Source organism: Aminobacterium sp. EBM-42, from assembly GCF_001896635.1.
Classification (GTDB): domain Bacteria; phylum Synergistota; class Synergistia; order Synergistales; family Aminobacteriaceae; genus Aminobacterium; species Aminobacterium colombiense.
In genome coordinates this window covers 1-20,280 of sequence record NZ_MPPC01000010.1, presented here as the reverse complement: position 1 = coordinate 20,280, position 20,280 = coordinate 1, and the positions used below count along the sequence as shown (strand labels likewise).

At 44.9% G+C, this 20,280-nt stretch carries 29 protein-coding genes; all 29 read right to left on the bottom strand.

Features of this window, described 5'->3' with window-relative positions; genetic code table 11:
• Positions 1-247: 247 nt before the first annotated feature.
• The gene (locus BUC50_RS02095; RefSeq protein ID WP_013048611.1) at positions 248-1,339 is read right to left on the bottom strand and encodes a pyridoxal phosphate-dependent aminotransferase; all 1,092 of its coding nucleotides are present in this window, start codon (positions 1,337-1,339) and stop codon (positions 248-250) included.
• Complete coding sequence (locus BUC50_RS02090; protein ID WP_013048612.1) at positions 1,326-2,531, bottom strand: YkvI family membrane protein; 1,206 nt, start codon at positions 2,529-2,531, stop codon at positions 1,326-1,328. Before BUC50_RS02090 ends, BUC50_RS02095 begins: the two co-directional genes overlap by 14 nt.
• 750 nt (positions 2,532-3,281) lie before the next feature.
• On the bottom strand, positions 3,282-3,566 hold the full coding sequence (locus tag BUC50_RS02085; RefSeq protein ID WP_286677104.1) for a hypothetical protein: 285 nt from the start codon (positions 3,564-3,566) through the stop codon (positions 3,282-3,284).
• Positions 3,556-3,897: a hypothetical protein gene (locus tag BUC50_RS02080; protein ID WP_286677103.1), complete on the bottom strand. Its 342-nt coding sequence runs from the start codon at positions 3,895-3,897 to the stop codon at positions 3,556-3,558. Before BUC50_RS02080 ends, BUC50_RS02085 begins: the two co-directional genes overlap by 11 nt.
• A gap of 4 nt (positions 3,898-3,901) precedes the next feature.
• On the bottom strand, positions 3,902-4,111 hold the full coding sequence (locus BUC50_RS02075) for a hypothetical protein (protein ID WP_286677102.1): 210 nt from the start codon (positions 4,109-4,111) through the stop codon (positions 3,902-3,904).
• A gap of 4 nt (positions 4,112-4,115) precedes the next feature.
• Positions 4,116-4,361: a hypothetical protein gene (locus BUC50_RS02070; RefSeq protein WP_213690765.1), complete on the bottom strand. Its 246-nt coding sequence runs from the start codon at positions 4,359-4,361 to the stop codon at positions 4,116-4,118.
• On the bottom strand, positions 4,354-4,923 hold the full coding sequence (locus BUC50_RS02065; RefSeq protein WP_286677101.1) for an N-acetylmuramoyl-L-alanine amidase family protein: 570 nt from the start codon (positions 4,921-4,923) through the stop codon (positions 4,354-4,356). The genes BUC50_RS02070 and BUC50_RS02065 overlap by 8 nt, the downstream gene beginning before the upstream one ends.
• Positions 4,920-6,113 (bottom strand): reverse transcriptase/maturase family protein, encoded by a 1,194-nt coding sequence (locus tag BUC50_RS02060; RefSeq protein ID WP_286677100.1) that lies wholly within the window; start codon positions 6,111-6,113, stop codon positions 4,920-4,922. The genes BUC50_RS02065 and BUC50_RS02060 overlap by 4 nt, the downstream gene beginning before the upstream one ends.
• Before the next feature lie 152 nt (positions 6,114-6,265).
• The gene (avd, locus tag BUC50_RS02055; protein ID WP_286677099.1) at positions 6,266-6,604 is read right to left on the bottom strand and encodes a diversity-generating retroelement protein Avd; all 339 of its coding nucleotides are present in this window, start codon (positions 6,602-6,604) and stop codon (positions 6,266-6,268) included.
• A gap of 24 nt (positions 6,605-6,628) precedes the next feature.
• On the bottom strand, positions 6,629-7,723 hold the full coding sequence (locus tag BUC50_RS02050; RefSeq protein ID WP_286677098.1) for an SUMF1/EgtB/PvdO family nonheme iron enzyme: 1,095 nt from the start codon (positions 7,721-7,723) through the stop codon (positions 6,629-6,631).
• Positions 7,710-8,039: a hypothetical protein gene (locus BUC50_RS02045; RefSeq protein WP_286677097.1), complete on the bottom strand. Its 330-nt coding sequence runs from the start codon at positions 8,037-8,039 to the stop codon at positions 7,710-7,712. The genes BUC50_RS02050 and BUC50_RS02045 overlap by 14 nt, the downstream gene beginning before the upstream one ends.
• Complete coding sequence (locus BUC50_RS02040) at positions 8,036-8,992, bottom strand: phage tail protein (protein ID WP_286677096.1); 957 nt, start codon at positions 8,990-8,992, stop codon at positions 8,036-8,038. The genes BUC50_RS02045 and BUC50_RS02040 overlap by 4 nt, the downstream gene beginning before the upstream one ends.
• 11 nt (positions 8,993-9,003) lie before the next feature.
• On the bottom strand, positions 9,004-9,657 hold the full coding sequence (locus BUC50_RS02035) for a phage tail protein I (protein ID WP_286677095.1): 654 nt from the start codon (positions 9,655-9,657) through the stop codon (positions 9,004-9,006).
• On the bottom strand, positions 9,650-10,759 hold the full coding sequence (locus tag BUC50_RS02030) for a baseplate assembly protein (RefSeq protein ID WP_286677094.1): 1,110 nt from the start codon (positions 10,757-10,759) through the stop codon (positions 9,650-9,652). The genes BUC50_RS02035 and BUC50_RS02030 overlap by 8 nt, the downstream gene beginning before the upstream one ends.
• Positions 10,746-11,066 (bottom strand): GPW/gp25 family protein, encoded by a 321-nt coding sequence (locus tag BUC50_RS02025; RefSeq protein ID WP_286677093.1) that lies wholly within the window; start codon positions 11,064-11,066, stop codon positions 10,746-10,748. Before BUC50_RS02025 ends, BUC50_RS02030 begins: the two co-directional genes overlap by 14 nt.
• Positions 11,067-11,069: 3 nt before the next feature.
• Complete coding sequence (locus BUC50_RS02020; RefSeq protein WP_213692121.1) at positions 11,070-11,459, bottom strand: phage tail protein; 390 nt, start codon at positions 11,457-11,459, stop codon at positions 11,070-11,072.
• A 6-nt stretch (positions 11,460-11,465) separates the two neighbouring features.
• Positions 11,466-11,675, bottom strand: coding sequence for a PAAR domain-containing protein (locus BUC50_RS09640; RefSeq protein ID WP_213692145.1), 210 nt, complete (start codon positions 11,673-11,675; stop codon positions 11,466-11,468).
• 97 nt (positions 11,676-11,772) lie between these two features.
• On the bottom strand, positions 11,773-12,225 hold the full coding sequence (locus tag BUC50_RS02010; RefSeq protein WP_286677091.1) for a phage baseplate assembly protein V: 453 nt from the start codon (positions 12,223-12,225) through the stop codon (positions 11,773-11,775).
• Positions 12,225-13,238 (bottom strand): phage late control D family protein, encoded by a 1,014-nt coding sequence (locus BUC50_RS02005; RefSeq protein WP_013048496.1) that lies wholly within the window; start codon positions 13,236-13,238, stop codon positions 12,225-12,227. The genes BUC50_RS02010 and BUC50_RS02005 overlap by 1 nt, the downstream gene beginning before the upstream one ends.
• Positions 13,235-13,453, bottom strand: coding sequence for a tail protein X (locus BUC50_RS02000; RefSeq protein ID WP_013048497.1), 219 nt, complete (start codon positions 13,451-13,453; stop codon positions 13,235-13,237). The genes BUC50_RS02005 and BUC50_RS02000 overlap by 4 nt, the downstream gene beginning before the upstream one ends.
• The gene (locus BUC50_RS01995) at positions 13,446-15,872 is read right to left on the bottom strand and encodes a phage tail tape measure protein (RefSeq protein ID WP_286677090.1); all 2,427 of its coding nucleotides are present in this window, start codon (positions 15,870-15,872) and stop codon (positions 13,446-13,448) included. The genes BUC50_RS02000 and BUC50_RS01995 overlap by 8 nt, the downstream gene beginning before the upstream one ends.
• Positions 15,873-16,022: 150 nt before the next feature.
• Positions 16,023-16,304, bottom strand: coding sequence for a phage tail assembly protein (locus BUC50_RS01990; protein WP_013048499.1), 282 nt, complete (start codon positions 16,302-16,304; stop codon positions 16,023-16,025).
• A gap of 13 nt (positions 16,305-16,317) precedes the next feature.
• The gene (locus BUC50_RS01985; RefSeq protein WP_013048500.1) at positions 16,318-16,842 is read right to left on the bottom strand and encodes a phage major tail tube protein; all 525 of its coding nucleotides are present in this window, start codon (positions 16,840-16,842) and stop codon (positions 16,318-16,320) included.
• Positions 16,843-16,854: 12 nt separating this feature from the next.
• Positions 16,855-18,303: a phage tail sheath family protein gene (locus BUC50_RS01980; protein WP_013048501.1), complete on the bottom strand. Its 1,449-nt coding sequence runs from the start codon at positions 18,301-18,303 to the stop codon at positions 16,855-16,857.
• Positions 18,293-18,577, bottom strand: coding sequence for a hypothetical protein (locus tag BUC50_RS01975; protein WP_286677089.1), 285 nt, complete (start codon positions 18,575-18,577; stop codon positions 18,293-18,295). The genes BUC50_RS01980 and BUC50_RS01975 overlap by 11 nt, the downstream gene beginning before the upstream one ends.
• Positions 18,578-19,021, bottom strand: coding sequence for a hypothetical protein (locus tag BUC50_RS01970; RefSeq protein ID WP_286677088.1), 444 nt, complete (start codon positions 19,019-19,021; stop codon positions 18,578-18,580).
• Positions 19,022-19,023: 2 nt separating this feature from the next.
• Positions 19,024-19,581: a phage tail protein gene (locus tag BUC50_RS01965; protein WP_286677087.1), complete on the bottom strand. Its 558-nt coding sequence runs from the start codon at positions 19,579-19,581 to the stop codon at positions 19,024-19,026.
• Positions 19,578-19,904, bottom strand: coding sequence for a hypothetical protein (locus tag BUC50_RS01960; protein WP_286677086.1), 327 nt, complete (start codon positions 19,902-19,904; stop codon positions 19,578-19,580). Before BUC50_RS01960 ends, BUC50_RS01965 begins: the two co-directional genes overlap by 4 nt.
• 3 nt (positions 19,905-19,907) lie before the next feature.
• Entirely contained in the window at positions 19,908-20,174 is a 267-nt protein-coding gene (locus tag BUC50_RS01955; RefSeq protein ID WP_286677085.1) for a DUF2190 family protein, read from the bottom strand.
• Positions 20,175-20,280: the final 106 nt, after the last annotated feature.

The window sequence follows — 20,280 nt, the reverse complement described above, 5'->3', positions numbered from 1 at the left end:
ACCTTAAGGTCCCGACCTCTCAACAGCCCATGCGTCACAGAACTGTCGCCCGAGGATAGGACCGACATGTAATAATGAGCACGAGTATAAGAATAAGAACTATTAATATCGTTGCTTCTCTCACGGTCCGTTTCCTCCTTTTTTTAAGCAAACTGTTCTGATGCAATGACACGAGATGTTACCAAAGCTTTGAGTTTTTGTAAAGTCTTGAATTAAAAGGACTTTCTCCCATGGATACTTTGCTGGCTTATCGATCCAGACAGGCAAAGAGGTCTGAAGCTTTTTCAGGCGTAGCGATCCTGACATAATTCTTGCCCAGATTTGGGTAATCTTCACCAGACCTTACGTCGATTCCCTTTGAAGCAAAAACTTCTCCCAAATGAACATCTCGATCTGAAACAGAAACGAGAGATATGGGGCAGCTGTTATATGTAGTTGCCACTCTATATCCTCTTTCTTTGAGTCCGGAAACGAGTACTTCTTTCTGTTCCCCTATCAATTTACGCACTGTTTCGAGAAGAGTCCCGCCTCGCAGGGCTTCCCGTGCTAAAAGGGCGCTTACTGAGGGCATTGGGAAGGGGAGGTCGCCTTTATCGTAGAATTTTCCAAGATTTCCGCTAAACACCCCATAGCCCACACGAGTTCCAGCAAAGTGAAATCCTTTTGTCAATGTTCGAGTCACAATTACGTTCTCATATCTCGGCACAAGCTGCATGGCCGACGCTTCTTTCGGAGCATAATCACAATAGGCCTCATCCACTATGACAATGACTCCAAGTTTATGGGCCCTGGCTACAAGTGCTTCTATCTGGTCAAGAGGGATAAGCTGCCCTGTGGGATTATTAGGGTTATCTACATAGAGCAGGGTATGCCCTTCATTCAACGCGCCAAGCAATGGGTCCACATGAAAACTGAAATTGTCTTCAGGGTTCATGGCAATGCCTTCGAAGCGAGCCCCGGTGACCCGCACTTCAGTAATATATTCTACAAACTGAGGAATATAGCCCAATACTGAAGAACGATCATCAAGAAACACCTTGTTGATCCTTTCTAATACCTGCATGGAACCATAACCTACTTTTACCTGATCTTCTCTTATGTCTGCAAAGTCTTTCCAGTAATGACATATTTCTTCCAAAAGGGTTTTGTAAGAAGTATCCCCCGTTTTCCACATATTTGAAACCCAGTCAAAATTGCGAATGAATTCTTCGACCCCCGGAACGTGAGGCAATGTCGACTCCAGGCCATTGCAATTAAGGACTACAGGATAGTGAGCTTCGTGAATGTAACTTCCCCGCTCAAAATCTTTGAGGTGGGGTTTTACTTTAGGGTTCCACATGCACTTTCGCCTCCTCAAATTTATCAGGAACTGCCGGCATCTCTTTGCCACGCAGCCTCATAAGCCCTACAGTAGCCAGAGGAATAACCATCACCGCAAGAAAATACCACGCCATGAAAGAATAACCGCGAGCTATGAGAGCGACAAGACCGGCCTTGGCACAGATGAAGCAAACCACTAAAACGGCAAGCCCTACAACACCTCTCATCTTCGGAGACATCTCTCCTCCCTTTTCCTGGTAAACCGAATTGATCCGCTCATTGAGTCCGTGTACAAAACCCGTAATTGTTTCTATACTTGTTCCAAAAAGCATCAACACATAGGCAGAAAGAAGAACTCCCCCTCCAAGGTGGCCTTTAAGAATGCCAAAGATAGGAACCGACTCCTCCAGAACTGCCGGAAAAACAGGAGCCATGGCAAGGTATTCGATAAAGGCAGGAATCATCATAAGGATTGAAGCCACTATGCCGTTGATGACAGCATCCCGTCTTGTTTTTATTATATCTTGTAACGCATACAGCACCAGAAGAAATGAGACCATATTGTAAAGGGTGTATTTTATGCCCCCCATAAGCCAATTTGAACTTGTCGCGACACCATGGTCTCGAATAAAACTGCCAAAAACCCCATCCATTCCAAAGTGTCGAACTGTAGCTACAAGGAAAATAAACATTACGGCATACAGGAAGAATGACCAGTATGAAAGAATGGTTGAAATTACTTTTCCTCCGGCAAACAGGAGAATGGAAGTACCTACAAGAAGGACAGTTACGCCAACCCAGTAGGAAATGCCAAACCATTGCTGAAGAATGGTTCCAGCCGCAGAGGATAAAATGCCGCCCACAAGAACCACCAGGAAGATATATCCCGCTTCAAAAACAAGCCAGGTTGAGCCAGGAAGTAGGCTCTTAAAGAAGCTGCGGTAATTGTACAGACGAAATTTGCGAGCATAATCAAAGGTAAGGATGCCTACAAGAGCAAAACAAACAGTAGAAACTACCATGCCGTATAAACCCTCGGCAAGTCCGTTCATCATGAAGAATTCAACAAGCTCCCTGCCTGTTGCGTATCCGCCGCCAATAAGCACAGACTGACATAAAAACCCAATCATCAGCCATCGGCTAAACCATTTGACCTGCGTAATATCCAGTAATTTTGAGATGATAGAACCCTTTGGGGCATCCTTTTTCATCTTTTTCACCGTCCTCTTAAGAAAATAATTAAAACTCTGTTTCTTGAAATGGGGGCTCCATATCTCTGCTCCTTTCCACCCCTGAGATATAAAAATATAAAAAAAGGGCGGGGCCCCTCTCATAGAAAAAAGGGGCCCCGCCCTAAAAGACCAACGCAATTAAGCGTCGATCCCAGGTGAGGGACCCACGCTAAACCAATAAAGGAAAAAGCGGTTTATCGATAATGTTTCTTGAGTTTTCTCTATATTCTTCATGGTTAGGAACCATATCATTTTTCCATGGGGGCGTCAAGCACTTTCCCCATAAAAAACGGGCACGGCGATGTGCCCGTAATATTCTCTGGCGGAGAGGGTGGGGATAGAACAAATCTCACAAAGCCTTATCAATACTACATTATTAAGCTATAACTTTTCTTCTGTGTCCGGCTGTGTGTCCGGTTAGTTCAAAGTGGCTACTTTTTGAAGCGTTCTCTTTTGGCGCGCTCTTTAGAGCTTATTTGAAAATAATACCCCTCTAGGAGTAAAGAGACAAGGCCCATCCCCCTTATTTGGCAGAATAGGCCTCAAATCTTGTTATGGTTTAACGAACTTATTGATGCTTCTTTAAAAAGTTATGGTGTTTAAATCGCATTTTGAGAGGTCATTTCTTCTCCCAAGGCCAATGATTTTTTGTCCGCTTAAATATAACGCACCCTACGGCTGCTAAGACGAGAATTCCTGCTAAAACGTTCATATTCATTTTATCACCTCCTAATTTCCTGCTACATACCCAATCCCAAGGGCGAGCAGGAGATAGATAGTATTTTTTGTCTGAGAGACTTGTATTTCTTTCTTCCAGGCTCTCCTTTCCACTTCCATTTGCTCCTTTAAAAGTTTCAATTCTTCTTTTGCGCTCTTTTGATAGCTGAGGATTTCAGATCTCAGATCCCCGTACGCATTCTCCCAGGCTTCAGATTGCCCCTTATATGTCTTCAGCGCTGCGAGGGCATCTCTGCCGTCAGCCTCGGAGCCAAAGTACCCTGGCTCAGAAGTCATCCAGCCCTTCGGAACGTATTGCCATCCGAAACTTGGAGAGCTCGCGATTAAGCTCGCTACAAATATCATTAGGAGGCAAAACACTAATTTCTTTAATCGTTTTCTCACGAATCACCCTCACCTCTTTCTTAGTCGCTGCTTCAAGATCGTTTATTCTCTTCCCCAAGGCTTCGATTTCTTTCTGGATCTTTTGAGCCTGTAAATCTGTATGCTGTGCCACTTCTGGGACTGGAGGAGCCTTAAACGCTGAGTAAGTAAGCCATACAGCCCCAAACGTTATGAGAATGGCCATAATAATAAGAAATACATTCAACTGCTTGTTGGAAAACATACCCTCACTCCCTTGCCTTCTTTGTGGCTTCGTAGCTTGATGATGCATAATAGGCTGCCAGGGTAATTCCTCCGAACCACTTCAAGAGTTCTGCTGTATTAGGCGGCACGTCAACACCTTGAACTCTGCATGCAATCAAAACTCCTCCTACCAGCACCGCAGCATAAACCGCTAAAGGCTTTCTCAAAGGCCTTGACCCTATCCAGTTCAACATGGAATCACTTCCTTAAGAAAGTTGGGAATAGAGAATGTGCTGTCCATCCGATGACGCCACCAACCACCCCCGCAGCAGTAATCCACGCCTTGAGCCCTGCATACTGCCGTTCTAGCTCACTAATTCTTGCATGCTGCCCCTCTTGATCAGAAGATAGCTCGGCCATCTGCCTATCCCTGTCATCGAGCCGCTGCTCAATCCTGGCGGTTCGGTCGCGGATCTCCAGAAGAATCTTGCTGTCTTCAGTCATACCGCTCCTCCTTGAAAGCTGCCTCTATTCCTCTAAAGAGTGCAACTGCCATTAAGTCCTGATACGCAGCATTTGAAAGGAGCGTCTCCATTTTTGAATTCGTAATAAAATCCAGTTCGATAAGAACTGCTGGCATAGATGTCCTTCTAAGCACACAAAAATTGGACTCCTTATCAATATCTCCATCGCTCCAGTCTCCACGGATCACTACATCAGGGAATGCTTCCGCCCACGCTTTCGATATACTCGTAGCGACATCATCAGCCCTTGTTTTTCCACGGCTCGTCCATACCTCAAAACCACTTGCCCGTGCGGAAGCTGATCCGTTGCAATGAAGCGACAAAAAGAGATCCGCATTGAAGGCGTTAGCCATAATAGCTCTGTCGTTCAACCCAACAAAAAAGTCCCCCCGGCGTGTAAGGAGGACTTTATGTATTCCCTGAAGCAATTTTTCAAGTTTTTTAGCTACTGCAAGTACTATTATCTTCTCTTTTTTCTCACCCGGACCAATGGCCCCCGGGTCTTTCCCGCCATGGCCGGGGTCTATACAGATTCTTTTCATGGAATCACCTCCTGCTTCTCTTCTGGCCGCAATTTAAACTCCTGTAAAAACTTCTCTACTGTTTTATGGCCATTGCAGTGTTGCATGTATCCTAGCCACGAAAACAGCACCGATTTTATTGTTTCGATACTAATTCTGCCTTCTGAATATAACTTCGCCATTTTCCGCAATTTGCGCTGCGCTCGTCTTACATTTCTCTTACGCGGGAGCGTATGAGTCGCCCAAGTTCTATACCCGCAAAAATTAACCCCTTGTACAGCGCTGTATATGTGAGTCTTAGGGTTTAACTCAAGTTTTAGCTTATTACGCAAGAAATCACGCACTTCGATTAAAATATCTTTCAGCGACGCCTTTTCACTTGAGAAGAACAAGGCATCGTCCATATAGCGTAAGTACCTTTTGATCCCCAAATCATCTTTTACGAAGTGATCAAGCTCGTTTAGATAGATATTTGCGAAAAGCTGCGATGTGAGAGCTCCTATAGGTATGCCCCTCCCTTCAAAGCCACTTTTTCTCACGATTTTGTTCAAGAGCCAAAGAGTATTTTTGTCTCGTATCGTTCTTTGAAGAAGCCCCATCAAAACATCGTGATCAATAGATGGGAAATAACTGCGTATATCTGTTTGGAGCACATAGCATCGCTTAGCTGAAAAGCTCCGTAAAAATTCAACAACTCTACTATGCGCGGCATGAGTGCCTTTGTCTTTACGGCATGCGTACGAATCATAGATAAATTTCTTCTCAAAAAGAGGCTCTATTACCCGTACCAATGCATGGTGAACAACTCTGTCAGTAAATGGCGGGGCTTGTATAACCCGTTTTTTAGGTTCATACGTGATAAAAGACTTCCACTTTCCTGGGCTCCATGCATGCCATATAAGTCGGTTCTGCGTGTCAATAAGCCTTTCCTCTAGGTTCTTCTCGTATCTAAGGATTTCAGATCTAAATCGTTTTAGCTTCCGTGCTTCTTGGTATCCCTTATATAGATTTTCAAACGATACTATGCTTAACCAAAGACCATTGAAAGTTTTAGGCGATTCTCTCACCTCTTTCCAGAATGACGAAGCAGCGCCATTTTCGCTCATAGCAAAGCTACTTACCGCGCCGCGTATATATATCTTTCTCCCTACTGGAGAGGAAACAAATCCCTTTTCCTTCTGCCACTTCGCAAGGCCATGGCCTTGCGACATCTAGGCTTCCTGAAGGGAGAGCGAGGCGAAACCCGTTGTTCGTGTTCGAGTTCGAGCGAGTGTTGTTCAGATTCAAGGCACACAGCCCGTCGAGTGGGCCGTTGCTCCAATTGCCACCACGAAACGCCACTAACGATTTGTTCCCTATGTCTTTATCTTCTTGCTGTCTGTTTAATCCACCCGCCTAGCATTTTCCCAATCTCCGCAAGCCGTAAAGATGCCTGCTCATATTTTTTGAACGGCATAAACCCCATAGCCATTGAAATGCGGATCAGTGATCTCAAAACATCCAGCTCAACGTCGAGGTCATAGAGTAGCGTCAGCCTGCTTCTCGTTTTGTTCGCCCTAATAATAAGTTTCAAAATTCGAAGCATCGTATTCCGTATTTCTGCCGCCGTGGTGAACCGTTCAGATTTTGGGAAATGCGTAAGGGCCTGAAAAACGTATTCCATGCAATCCTCGAATTTCTTCTTTATTACAAGCTTTTCCAAAACAGATCACCAGAAACCCAGATATCAGATCGTCAAGGAACAAGCGAGGCGAACCCCGCTGTCCGTGCCCGAGTACGAGCGAGTGGCGCACAGAATCAAGGCACACAGCCCGCCGAGTGGGCCGTTGCCCCAATGGCCACCACGACACGCCTGAGCCGTAATAGCCGTGTCGAACCAAAAGCCGTCAGTTCCCCTGTACGCTTCTCCGCTTATTGCCGGAACAAGCTCTAGGGGGAAATCGGCCCTTAGAAAATTAAAAGATCCACCACTCGTACCAAAAGTGGGCTGAATGCCCGTTGATACCATGTTGCCTGTTTCATCAGCGAGATATAAAGTGCCACTTACAAGCTGCAGCCCGTCAATCCACTCCCACGTGTTCCCCACAAGATCAAAGATTCCGTCTGCACGAAGGTTGTGTGCACTCGTTACTGGCCCTGTAGATGTCAACGCTCGGCCAGAAACTGTCGGGTCTGGCGTGTGAGCTACGCCCATGCCATCCGATCCGCTGACACTGTTGCCGGTGGGGTAAATATCGTGATGAATGCACCATTTCGCGATATTTACCCACTCCCTGTTGCGTACGATGTGCCAGCCAGTCCCCTTCGATGTTATTGCTGTATATGCTTCGTCAAAGGTTACGTTGCACCACGGTACAACGCCAGGTCTTGACGTTGGGGTCGTTGTAGAACCCCCACTTGCCGCCGTAGCGTCGGATTTGCTTGCGAGGTGCCGACCGACCCAAAAGGCATCGCCGATCCATGAGCCACCAAGCCAATTCGGGAACAAAAACATCTCATCGCCCGTCGTCTCGCCACGGGCAAAAGCGAGATCTGCCGCTCGTGGTACATACCCAATAATATATTCGCTGTACTTTGCGCTCGCAGGAGGCGACGTGGTGAAGTTGAAAAAGACGCCGTTTGCCTCTTCCGTGTAGTCGGTGCCTGGAACAAGTTTCTGCCCATCTCGCCACACCCGTAATGTCCCTGCTTCGTATCGCCCCTTCCCCTGCCACCCAATGGGGTATCGCGTTCTCTCTCCGTCGGGCTTCAGGAAGAGCGGCTCTACGAGGATGCCATCTTGGAAGTAGGTTGGAAAATTTCTAGCGTTAATTGTGATCATTATTCTGCACCTCCAATACAAGAACGTCGTCCCCGCTCCGGCTTACAAGCCAGTAGCAACTGCCCGTCTCTTGGAATGATTCTTTTTCTACAGGAATTGCTCCCTCGTTTCCGTTCTCAACTACAAGCCCCGTAGCTGTCATGTACACTGTATCGCCGTCATTTAGGGTAAAAGTCGAACCGCTCATTTTGTGTGTTGCGCCATTGACAGATATATCGAAGGCGGGAATCGTAACCGAAAAATCTTCGGCAATATTTATATCTACGCTCCATGCCAGCCCCTTACCGCTAGGGTATGTCAGTTTATTTATATTCATGCATACGCGCCTCCCATTAGGTTGCCGATTTCGTCATACTGTAATATATAGCTTGTAAGCCCGCTTTGTATCTGCGTCAGCCTACCACCTGCATCTCTCGCTACTGTATATTCTCTGCCATCCAAGATGTATGCCGTCGGATCGCCTTGAGAATCCCTGGCCGTGATGGTGAAGGGGCTCAACTCAGATATTGCGGGAAGAGCGCTCTCTAAAATGTGCCCGTCGGCGTCCAGGCCTGCGTAGCCACCAGGCTGATCTTTTTCAGCCATTTCCTGGAAGGCTGTATCGGGTTTGCCGTTGAGGGTTGAAGAGTCGTTAGCAGTAGTGGCTATAGTAGCGGTTGCTGCATTTCCTGTTATGCTCGTCGGGAGTTTCCCCGCCGCATCGAGCTTTAAAACCTTGTTCGGTTCCGGAGAGGTTACTACCTCGGAGGTTTTTAGATAAGGCAAATTCCCATGCGCCAAGGGCGCTGTGTTATGCTCTGCAATGCTATCATCCACATATCCCCGTGTTGACAGCACAACGGCAGGGTCAATCTTCAACGTAACCACAGACGTATTCGACACCTCTAAAATCATCCTGATATAAAGATCTTTTCCAGATCCCTCAGCCAGAGCTGGCTTGTATGTAGCCGGGTATTTGCCCAGAGCTATCAAATCGCCCTCTGAGTCAATAATTCCGGCCTCTCGAACGGTAAAACCTCCTGTTGATGTCGGAATCACCACTTCAACGATAATCCAGTTGGGATTTTCACTATCCGTTTTTATCTGATTTATCGGGCCACACCAAACCTCATTTTTAAGAGCTGTTTGCGACTCAATAGGATCGTAATAATTTCCAGAGCCATCTCCAACAGCTATGGAAGAAAACTGCACTGTTGTTCCCAACGCTTGGGCGTTAGCCAGTTTAGCTTTTCCCGTATTTGTTAAAATCGTATAAAAGTTTTCAGCCATATCACCACCTCCTAAAGCGGATAAACCGTAACAGTTTCAACAACTTGGGCTCCAATGCCCCATCGCCAAAATGCTGCACTCTCAACTTCCGTCACGTTGTACGGATAAACTGTAATTTCTTCACCAAAGAGGCTTGCCATTGCAACTTTAGGAACCACACCCCGTACAGTAAGATATACATTCAACTCGTCGAGCCACGAACGAACGTTCTTGTACTCATCTATTAGTCGCTCTAAAAGCACATAGGTCTGCTCATCAAGTCCACGCTCGCTAAGCTCAAGAATCTCTACCTTGAATTTGTACGGCTCCCCACCGTATTCATACCATTCTGAAATAACTCCACGCATGGAGAGCATTTCGAAAATGCGAAGCAGCGCCGCTTTCGTTCCTTTCAGACGATGTATCTCAACAGCCCCTTTAACAAGATCTCTTTTCTCTTCAACCGAAACGGCCAACCCCGCACCCTCATCAAGGGTGATATGAAACTCCCACAGTAATAAATCTAGAACCATTTCGGACAGCTCATCGATACGCGGCAATATGATAGTTTGAATCAAATGGGTATTAATATCAGCCAGTTGGTCATCTAACGCTAAAGTTGCGGCTTCCACCTGAGGATCTTCAGCAATGCTTCCAGGGATAAGCTGCCTCAGCCCGCTAGCCATCTTCAAGTCCTCCATAATTTACCGTCACACTATCTTCCTGAGCGATTTGCCATGACTCTAATGCCGTATAAACTGGAGATGTTACAGAAACTCTCTTCGCCCCAGCATCCATCACACGCTTGATAAGCGCCGAGGGGTTAATATCTCGGCCCAGCTTCGCCTTCTGCCACGCAATATATTCCCCCACCGCAGTTTCCACCTGAGCCTGTATCGCAGAAATAGAGATAGCTTCTACGCGATCTATGAAATATGTAATATCAATAGAATAGGCAACCCGTTCCGGGGCTAAAACCGATACCCGATCTGTCAGTGGGCGCACGTCATCAGCTGAACAAATCTTTAAAACGGCATCAAGAATTTCGGAACTGGGGAGTTCCCCTCCCTCCATCAACGGCCTTATTTCAACTTCTCCCGCAGCAGGAGATCTTACCGACACGTCAATTATTCCCTGGTGTGCAGTACGTGCCCAGAAATCATAGGCAAGTCGAGGCCCTGCAACAGAGTACCTTTCCATAGCTTGCCTTATACGCAATCTAAAATTATCATCTGATTCTTCATCAACACCACCCGTGGAAGCAGTTATATTTTCCACTTTTGAGATATACGGAAGAGGATCCACCAGTTTACTGATCTGCCCTATTGCAAAACCATTCCCGATTGAACCGCTCTGAGTACAGGTAACGACAGCGTCAACATACGTTGCTCCTGGGGTTATCTCGAGGGCTTCCTGCGTAGCAAAAAAGAGCCCATCTCCAGGAGTAACGCGAGTTCCCTGAGGTATAGAAACGGCGAATGTTTGAGCTATGGGCAGTGAAAAGCGAACAGTGGCCATTGCCGACTGCTCAGGAAGCCTCACAACCCCCTGCCTGTCACCAAGATGATCAAGATAGGTTCCCGTTGAATAAGCCAGCAAATTTTGCTTCGCTGAAAAATCAATAATTACACGCTGTTGCGCTATAACAGCCGCTACAGCCTCCAAGAAAAGTCTGACCGGATCCCCCTTTGCGAGAATCCGGCCTGCTGTTTGTTCATATTTCGCTATGATCTCAGCCTCGATCTTGGCTGCAGATTTTTCTGTAAAGTCTATGTTAGGTAACGTCACGAATTCTCACCTTCACTTTCGGGATCAGAATTCCATCAAAATGATCGCTTTCAACAAAACCTACAAACGTTATTTTCGCTCTAGGTTCAAACTTTTGAATCGCGCTAGCAATTTCAGCTGACAATGCAGCCTGAGCCTTGGGTATTGGCTCGTCAAGCATGGTTGCACTGAGTCCAAATTCGCGATCAAGTGGAACAGAATATTTCATCGTGGTGAGGATAGTACGAATGTTTTGTAAAACTTCTGCAACCTCCGTTTTAGGCCCAAAATCAATTGCACCTTGTGCTCCGATCACCTCATATTCCATTGTTTATTCCTCCACATATTCGCGTAAAGTCAAATCAACAGTAGCCCGAAGCAGGCGCCCATGATTATCAATTTGTGACCATGTTTCGTTTATGCTCTCTATAACAAATGTCCCCAACGGTCTTCCAGCTAAAATAAGAGGTGCATAAATGCCATCGTCTCTCATTTCGCGCAATCTATCTATTTCAACGCGAGGATTTACACCCAAAGCAACCCTAAAACAAATTGTCATTGTCACAGAATCTAGCCCAGGCCCCATAAACTCCAATACAGGCTTTTGGCCTGCCACTTCATGTGTGCCAAATCGTGCGGCACCTTGCCTTTGAAAGTTTTCAGGGGTTCTCACTTTATCGGCTGACGTCTCAAAAACAACATCATCAAAGCTACCTATCATTTAAAGTTACCCCCCTGCAAAAACGTTATTTGATCCTGTAGCAACGGAAGATCCACACGCTACAGGATCCCCAACTCTTCCGGCTTCTTTGCCATTTATAAACACAGACGAACTACCAGACGCCAACACAGATGCGTGGCACTCTGGAATATCAGGGCAACAATGCTCAGCCCAAGCATCGCCTTGTCTATGCCATGCTTTGCCATTAACAAAAATATTAGGAGATCCTTCAACCGAAGGCCGAGATGGCCATCAGCCATGGCCGGTACAAACATCTCCTAACCTAGTTGCAGCAGGCACGTCTTCACCTCCCTTAAGAGTTTAAATCAATTCGAGGTGCCTGAAGCGTTATATGACTTTCGCTCTCAATTACGATATCTCCTGTGGAATGCACCGTCGTAGCTCCACTGCTACGATCATGCTCAATCCATGTACCATCCTCAAAATCTATGCGGCGTTTATTGGGGTCACCGATCGTTGGCTTGTCTTTTGCGTTATACATAGCCCCTAGACAAAAACCTTGTTCCATACCATTGGGCAAAAAAACGCATAACACTTGCTCTCCAACATCGGGTATAAAATAGTCTTTATTGCGCAAGGTCTGCCTCACTAGAACAGGTAAATCGTAGCTTACCATGCTGTCTTTATCCCGAAAAAGCACTCGAACGGTGCCTTCTTCGGCATTAGCCGATGAAATCGTCCCTACACGCAAAATATTATTTAGTCGTTCCTCTATATCCATGAGGGCTTGATAATAGTCGAACATTAGTACCCCTCCAACACCCGGTGAGCTTCCAAAGCAGTTAAATAGCCTCCCTGTTGATATGAATGCACTGCTTTGTCAATAAAATATTTACCGTCGAAATGCCCCCAGCCACTAAATTCAACATTGATACCTGCGACAATGCGCGGATCTCCACCTAACGTAATACTGCTCGTTGCCTGCTTTTTATTTTTTTTCCTAAGCTCTTTTTGTGCCAAATCCATAGCCTCGGCTAAAGATTCGACACGCTTATTTATCACCAGCGTCTGGCCTTCTTCAGCATCTGGAACGGTGTATGTATAAGTTTGTTCTTCTTTCTTTACAGAGTCATAGTATTTCACAGTACATTTAGCGAAAATATCGACTAAACTCGATGAAAAGGAGTAACGCTCTACATAGCTAAGTTCGCTTTTAATAACTAGAGCCGCGTCTTTTTGCTCATATGCCTGCTCTTCGAAAATAACCACTTTCTCATCTGTTACCTTTAATAAACATCCGGCTTCTTCGCAAAGTCTCTGAAGAAAAGCTAGGTCAGATTCATCTCGCTGATCGCGTCTCTCATATAAAGAATCAACTGCATCGTATAAAAGCTCAACCCTATTATTTTTAGCGATATCTCCAGCAATGCCTGAAAGAGAAATGTTTTCCCATGATCGATTTTTCTTCTCATTTTGCAATGAACTTTTCCCAGGAATTGAAATAGCTTTTATTTCAACAACCCCAGGTGGACCAGATAATGTAATCTCATCAATAGAAAAAGAGCCGCAAGGAAGTATCTTTTCATCACCAACGGCTCTCCAATTTTTTGTCTTAAAAGATACATTAATAGTTGCTCCTTTTTGAGGCATCCACCCTCCTCTCCAAAGCTCCTTTTTATCTTGTAGGATAATTGTTATATCGTCAGCTTTTCCATGCGCATTGTCCGTATATGTAATTGAGAGAAGGAAGGCAGAAATGTCTGCGCTAATATCAGTACCTTCGTATAATAGGGAAACCGCTGTCCGTCGACTCTTCATAAAAGTCTCTTCCTTTTCCAAGGAGGCATAGAGTCTGGCAACCTGTATTTTTTACTGACGTCAGGTATTTTGATATCTACCCCCTCACTAAAAAAAACTGTTTCTCTATGTTGGGGATTAGCTTCGATAATATCTGACATAAAATGCTCGTCCCCACATGTCTTTAAGGCAATGAGGTCCCATGTGTCACCCTGAACCGTCTTGTATTTAGACATAACTTAGCCTCCTCTCGTTATCAAACATCTTTCGCATCTTTTCAAGTAAATCGTCGTTACCAGAGGCAACAGCTCTTTCAACATCTTGCCGGGTGTCTCGCGTTTCACTCGTTGAGATACGAATGACAGGCGAATAGTTTATCGTTATGTTGTTATGAGATCCTCCATCGCGCATTGTCGGTGCTGATGCCGCATCCCCTAAAAAACCTTTCATGCTATCGCTGAATGAACGGCCAAGTGTTGCTTCTAATGGGGTGCTCAAGGTGCTTTGAGGAACAGACCTGGCACCCTGGGCTAGTGTTTTCATTATCGCTTGCCCAGATTCCGTTAGGTGAGATAAAGGTCCTTCCTTAGCGTCGGAAAATGGCAGAAGCTTCCGGACACGAGAAAGCACCCCTTTAACAGCTTCGACCGGCGCTGAGGCCGCGCTCTTTACGCCTGCGACAAAAGTCTGTATCAAGGCCCTTCCAGACTCAGATAGGTCAAAGTTGAAAATACTAAGGATTTTTGCTGGGATTGATTTTATGAAACTTACAAGAGCTGCACATTTTTCTCTTATACCATTTGCAAAAGCTCCAAACTTAGCGGCTATGACATCCCAGTTTTTATATAAGATGACCCCAGCAGCTACTAACGCAGTAACACCCATAATCAACAAGCCTATTGGATTTGCATTCATCGCCGCATTCAATAACCACTGGGCGCCTGACCAAGCTTTAGTAGCAATAGTAACTAGCTTCATCTTAACCTGAGATGAGGTTAAAAGAGCTTGAAGAGTCTGCAATGCTAGTTTCCCCTGTAAGAAACCTCCGTACAAAAGAGACCAAGCATAAGAAGTGCCTATAGTAATAATTCGTAATGCCATGAGCCCCGCAACCAGGCCCACAACAACTTTAGTAAGGGTAGGAAATTTTTCTGCCCCCATAGAAACAAACGAAACAACAGTAGCAGCTCTAGATGCCAAAGCTGCTATTGTCGGTAAAAGAGTATTTCCAACAGAAATTGAAATAGACTCCATAGCAGATCTAAATTTTGTTATAGCCCCCTTGGCATTGCTAGTAAATGTTTTTGCCATCTTTTGCGCCGCGCCTTCTGCGTTTTGAATTTGCAAGATATATTCATCCAAGGCTCCGGTCGATGATTGTTTAATAAGCTCTGTCATGCCAGCGACTGCTTCCTGACCAAATAAAGTAGCTATAAAAGCAGCTCTCTGAGCACTCCCCATCCCTTCTGTTTTTTGTGCAATATCTTTCAAAATAGCCGGGAGTGATCGCAAATTCCCCTGAGCATCCATTGTCGATAGGCCAAGTGATTCCAATGCATCAGACGCTTCTTTTGATGGTTTTGCGATCTTTACAATAGCTGATCTTAGCGTTGTTCCGGCTTGCGACCCCTGAATACCAACGTTTCCGAGCAGTCCTACCATCGCCGAAGATTCTTCCATAGAGATTCCCATAGCAGAAGCAACTGGAGCTATGTATTTCATAGCATCGCCTAGTTGGATAATGTTAGTGTTTGATGTTGTGGCTGTTTTCGCTAAAACATCGCCCACTCGACCCATTTCTTTTGCCTTAAGACTAAATCCTGACAATATGTTTGATGCGATATCAGCAGTTTGCGCTAAATCGAGTTGGCCTGCAGAAGCCAAATCCAGCATACCAGGCATGGCTGCTAATACTTCATTTACCTTGAATCCTGCCATGCCTAAAAATTTCATGCCCTCGCCAGCTTGAGATGCAGAAAAAACAGTATCCCGCCCTAACCGTTTAGCCTCAACACTAAGAGCCTGCATTTCCTGGGCGGATGCATCCATAATGCCTCCCACCTCAGACATGGTAGCCTCAAAATTCATCGCGGCACGCACAGGTGCTCCTACTGCAATTGCCATTGCCGTAGCGTCAAAAAGCTGACCTCGAAGTTTTGATGTTCTTTCACGGTTTGCTTCTATTGCTCCCCTTGTGGCTTGGAGGTTTTTTTGTGCCCGAGTAGCCTTCTCTATTTGAGCCGCTAGTTTAGCGGTATCTGCGCTCAAGTTCTTTGTAGATATTCCAGCAGCTTTCATAGATTCAGCCGAGCACTTAAAATCTTCTTTCTGCCCTTTAAGCTTTGTACTTAATTCAGAAACCTTTTTTTTCGCCCGTTCATAATCTTGCGTGAGTGCCTTGCTAGGGTTTTGGGTGTTTTTTATTTCGCGTGCGAGACGCTCTAAATCTGCCTTCGCATTACGAAATTGCAAAGAGGTTTCTGTCACCTGAGATCCAAGCTTTTTAAAGTTACCTATTTCCGCTTGAACCTTGTTAAGAACAGAAACCTCTTTGTTAAGATTTTGCAAAGCCCCAGTTGCTGTCAGCATAGACTTATTAAACGAGCTTTTTAGCTTCCCATCTAACTGAAAAGCTAACTCATAAATTTTTGCCATGCTATCACACCCTTGGCAGTGCTTTTTTTAATGATTCAGCCCATGCTGGTAGTTCACGAAGGGGGACATTGAGCCAAAATGCTATAGAAGTTGAAGATGATATGGCAAGTTGAGTTACAATATCGCGGATCTGGTTGCTGGCGTTCTTGGCTAGTCCTGCATTAGCAAAAAATTCTGCACCTGCAATGTTATAGCCGTAAAATCCTTAGCTCCTAGAGAAAGGATGAGCTCAACTGGAACCTTCGCTGCCCTTGCTGCCACATAAGCCTGAAAAGCCTTTGATGTCTCTGCAACTCCAGCAGCATTACCCGTGGCCACAAACTCCCTCTCCGCCACAACAATATCATCACCGGTTAGGGATTCTAGGGGAACATTGATATCTTTATATTCTTTCCCCTCAAATGTAAGAGGCTTATTCAATTCATGTTTCATATTCACCCACTCCTTACAGACCTAAATCTTCTCTCACAGAAGCTAGGTAGTCTTCTTCATCTATTACACAAATATAGTTAAACTTATCGATTTCTATTCGAGGAACCCCGTCATACCAAAGCTTAAGGTATACGACTTCAAATTCAACACTAGAATCAGAAGTTGTTCCAACGTCAAACTTTCCCAAACCGATAGTTTTAGGAATACCTCTGATGGCTAACTTTATAGGTGTTGTTTTGTATTCTCCTGAGGCAGCATTATAAACCTGAACAGATCCACGTAAATCTAGCGCATGCGCTCTTTGTTTTGCTAGGGTAGTTGCTTTCTCTGTAAGAGTCCTCCAGTTTAAGGTAACGCCCATAGAGCCAAAGTGCCCGAGCACTGGTGAATCTACCTCTCCGGCAATGCCTGCGCCCTTAACAGTCTCTGTCATGGCTTCTAGCGATGGTAGTTCAACATCCGCAACGCCAAGTAAATCAATTGAACCTTCTAGATACACTCTAAAATTTATTAGTTTTTCAGGTACTGGGTTACTCATTTATCTGACCTCCTAAGCAAACAGTGTTTGTAAATATGCCGGGTCATATTCAAGAAGGAAATCTATTTCACGGGCAGGAGTAGGAGGTGTGATGTAAACGTGGAATTTCACTATACCGTCCATGAGGTCCGTAGTAGGGTTTTCTTCTTGCAAAAACTCTACTCGCCCACCCAAAATAAATTGCCGCGCAGACAATCCGTTTAACCAGATGTTCGCTGAATCGACTATTGTTTCTATTAGCCGCTTGTTGATGGGATAATCCACCTTCTGCCAAAAGGTTTGAACTAACGTATTCCCTATCCAGTTAAACATGCGTCGTAGTGGTATAAATGCATCTTTGGGATCTGTTACAGAGGGGTAAACACCAGTTCTATTTCCCCAACACTTCCAACCGCCAATAAAGTTTAATCCTGTCACAACACCTTGCCCATTTAAATAGGCTGCCTGGTCTGGCCCAAGCCAAACTTCTTCCCCAGAGTCCAAAACAACACTATTTGCTTGGAAAGACTTATTAGATGGGCTCATGTACGGGATGTCTTCGTTATCTGCGTCTGTTTTGCAAATAACACCAGCTACATGAGTGCTCATGTGGAAAGTCTTGTCTCCTAATTTGAGCTTTGGCCAACATACAACTTGAAGCTTGTCCATATAATTGTTCGTGTTCTTCCATGCAGCAACATCTGTATATAGAGTTACCTCATCTGTCGGGATATCCGTTATAGCAATGGCTTTGAAGTGTTCGTTAATATTGCTTGCCTTTGCCGTCATGACTGCTGCAACAACGGGATCATCGCTCCAACCAGGAGCGACAATCTGACCAGGTATTAATCTAAATCGAGGGAATATCTCATTAATAAGCTCAAGGCCTTTCTTTTTACCTGTCGCTATGTCTACTCCTCCAACAATATCCGTCGAAGCAACAGCAGAAGGGTCAAGATAATCGTACTCAACTGTAAGAGTAGCTCCTTCGGTGATTGTTCCTGTAGGTATACGGGAAATAACACACTCTTCTTCATTATTAAATGATAAAACGTAATCCGTATTAAGCTTATTTGTTGTGGCATCGGTTTTAATAACAACAGAAGACAAGAGAACGCCTTTATTTTTCAAAATGGCTTCGCCGTCTGCATTTAATGTTACAGATTCTGTTGGCACTGAAGATTTATGGGTCACTGGGTCTAGCACGTTTATAAGCACAACTGGCCCAACGGCGTATAAGGCAAACTGCGAATATATAAACTCACAGAGCGTGTAATCTTTCCAGTTTGCAGAATAGCCTAATGCTTGCACAGCTTCTTGATAAGAGTAGCAAAGAACCGGCTCGTTTACCTTACCCTTGCCATCTAAAGATAAATTCACTGGAGCTGAGCCAATAACGACAGGCAGAGCCGCATCGCTTCTTACTGGTGGAACAATGGCAGTTGGAATCTCAGAAACATAAACGCCATGTTTATACGACATCCTCATCACCTCTCATATGAGCTTTTGCCTGTCTGTATAGAAGATTTTCTTTTGTCCCTTGTTCATTGATTTTTTTTCGAGTGTTGCTCAAACCTTTGATTGGAACAATAAGAGCTCCAATCGCTGGAGTTTTTTCTACCATTTTTTTTACATGGGGAGGTATTCCACCTTGAAACACTGTAAATTGAGCTAGGCTACCTCCTGGTAAGTTCGGCCCGCAATAAACAACTGAATCAATTTCAGGTAGAGTTTTCTTGTCTCGTTTTTTTGACATTTACATCACCTCGGTTATTTCCTGTGGAAGTGGCACAACCCACGTTGTTGTAATTTCACCAGCCCATTCAGGATATGGCTGGTCATCAAACAACCGCCACGAAAAAGGGTATTCCATCCTATATTTTTTCTCTAAAACACGCTGCTCTCCAAATGCAATGCGAATTCGTTCCATGATGTTCAGAACATCCCGGAATCCGTTCGGATCTTCCGCATATGTGCCAACCAGTATTTTTACCGTAACAGTGGCCATTTCTTCAGAGTCTTTGCCTTCTGAAGCTCGTACAATGACATAAGGGAAGTCGGGGATGTCGCTCGATCTTTTGGGAGGAAGCCACCCAGCGACAACCTGCGGAGACTTTGTAGCTTTTTGGTTTGTTTCAAGCGAATAATTTGCAACGACAGTACCCAGAAACGCACAAATTGAATCGACAAGGTCATTCACATTTAGCGGCCTCCTTCCATTAAGTAGATGATTTGATGGTCAAGCTCTTTCTCAAAACGTCGCAAGGCATTTTCTTCTATAGCTATGCGAACTGTTTCTGAGCCGATCATTGTCGGAGTAGCCGGGCCTGTCAGTTTTTTTATTGGAAGTCTTCTTTTGCCAACACGTTCAAAAACTCCTGTTTGACTACCGTTCATTGTTCTCACAAAGGCATGAGCTAATGGTTTCATGGCTCCCCCAGTATTCTTTACCTGCACCCTAACCGGCCGTTTCTGTTTTACGTTTTGTTTACTAACCTTAAAGTTATAAAGAGATATCCTCTTTCCTCTTGATACTGCACTTGCTCTTAATGCATTGGGCTTCGAGCGTGAAATACGAATCGTACTCCGTATGTCTTTTGCCTTAGCAACATATTCTTCTCGCGCCGATCGAACAGCATCTGTTCTGATTCCTTTTACTGCCTTATTCAAGGAACGGGAAAGGGCCTTTTCGGCCCCTCCCTTAATTCCCGCTAATGCTTTCTGAGTATGTTCTATATTTTCTGTGTTTAAATCGATCATGATTCATTCGCCACCAATGTAATCTCTAAAACACCACCGATATGCCCGACTTCCCCTACAAAAAAAAGAGATCCGTCCAGCCGGAACTCTTCTCCTCGTAAGGGTTCACATTCCATGTCAGCAGCCCTAGCATAAAGAATGATCTCTTTGGAAAAAACGCCGTCTACAGCTTCTGTTCTCGACTGTAGGCGGCGCTCGTGTATGAGGGCTTCATCAATCACGCAAAGGATTTCTTTGTCATTTATCACATGGTACGAAGCGAACTCTGAGGAATTAAAGAAAGTTGTTAAATCACTCTGGACAAAATCTTTAAATCTCGACACCGTTTATCCCAGCTTTATTAGTGCAATTTCAGTAGCACTATTCTTAGGCTCAACGCAAATACCAGCATATGTATTATCTGTAGCTGTAGCTGTCAACTGATTTGCCGTATCATTCCAATAGAGCTTGTCTCCAACTTCAAATGCCGTTGTCTTCACTGCTGGCATTTGATATACACCAGAAATAGATACGGCGCCTACATCCCCTATTGCTATGTTAGTAACTGCGATACCGACAATATTTTTAAAAGGTATAACCTCGCCTACCAACACATTAGAGGGTAGTGCCTATAAGTTTGTGTAAACTTCCTCATAGTCGGTGAAGTAAAATATACTGACAACAGGAGGTTTTAACAATGGCCAAAAGGACAAGCCCACT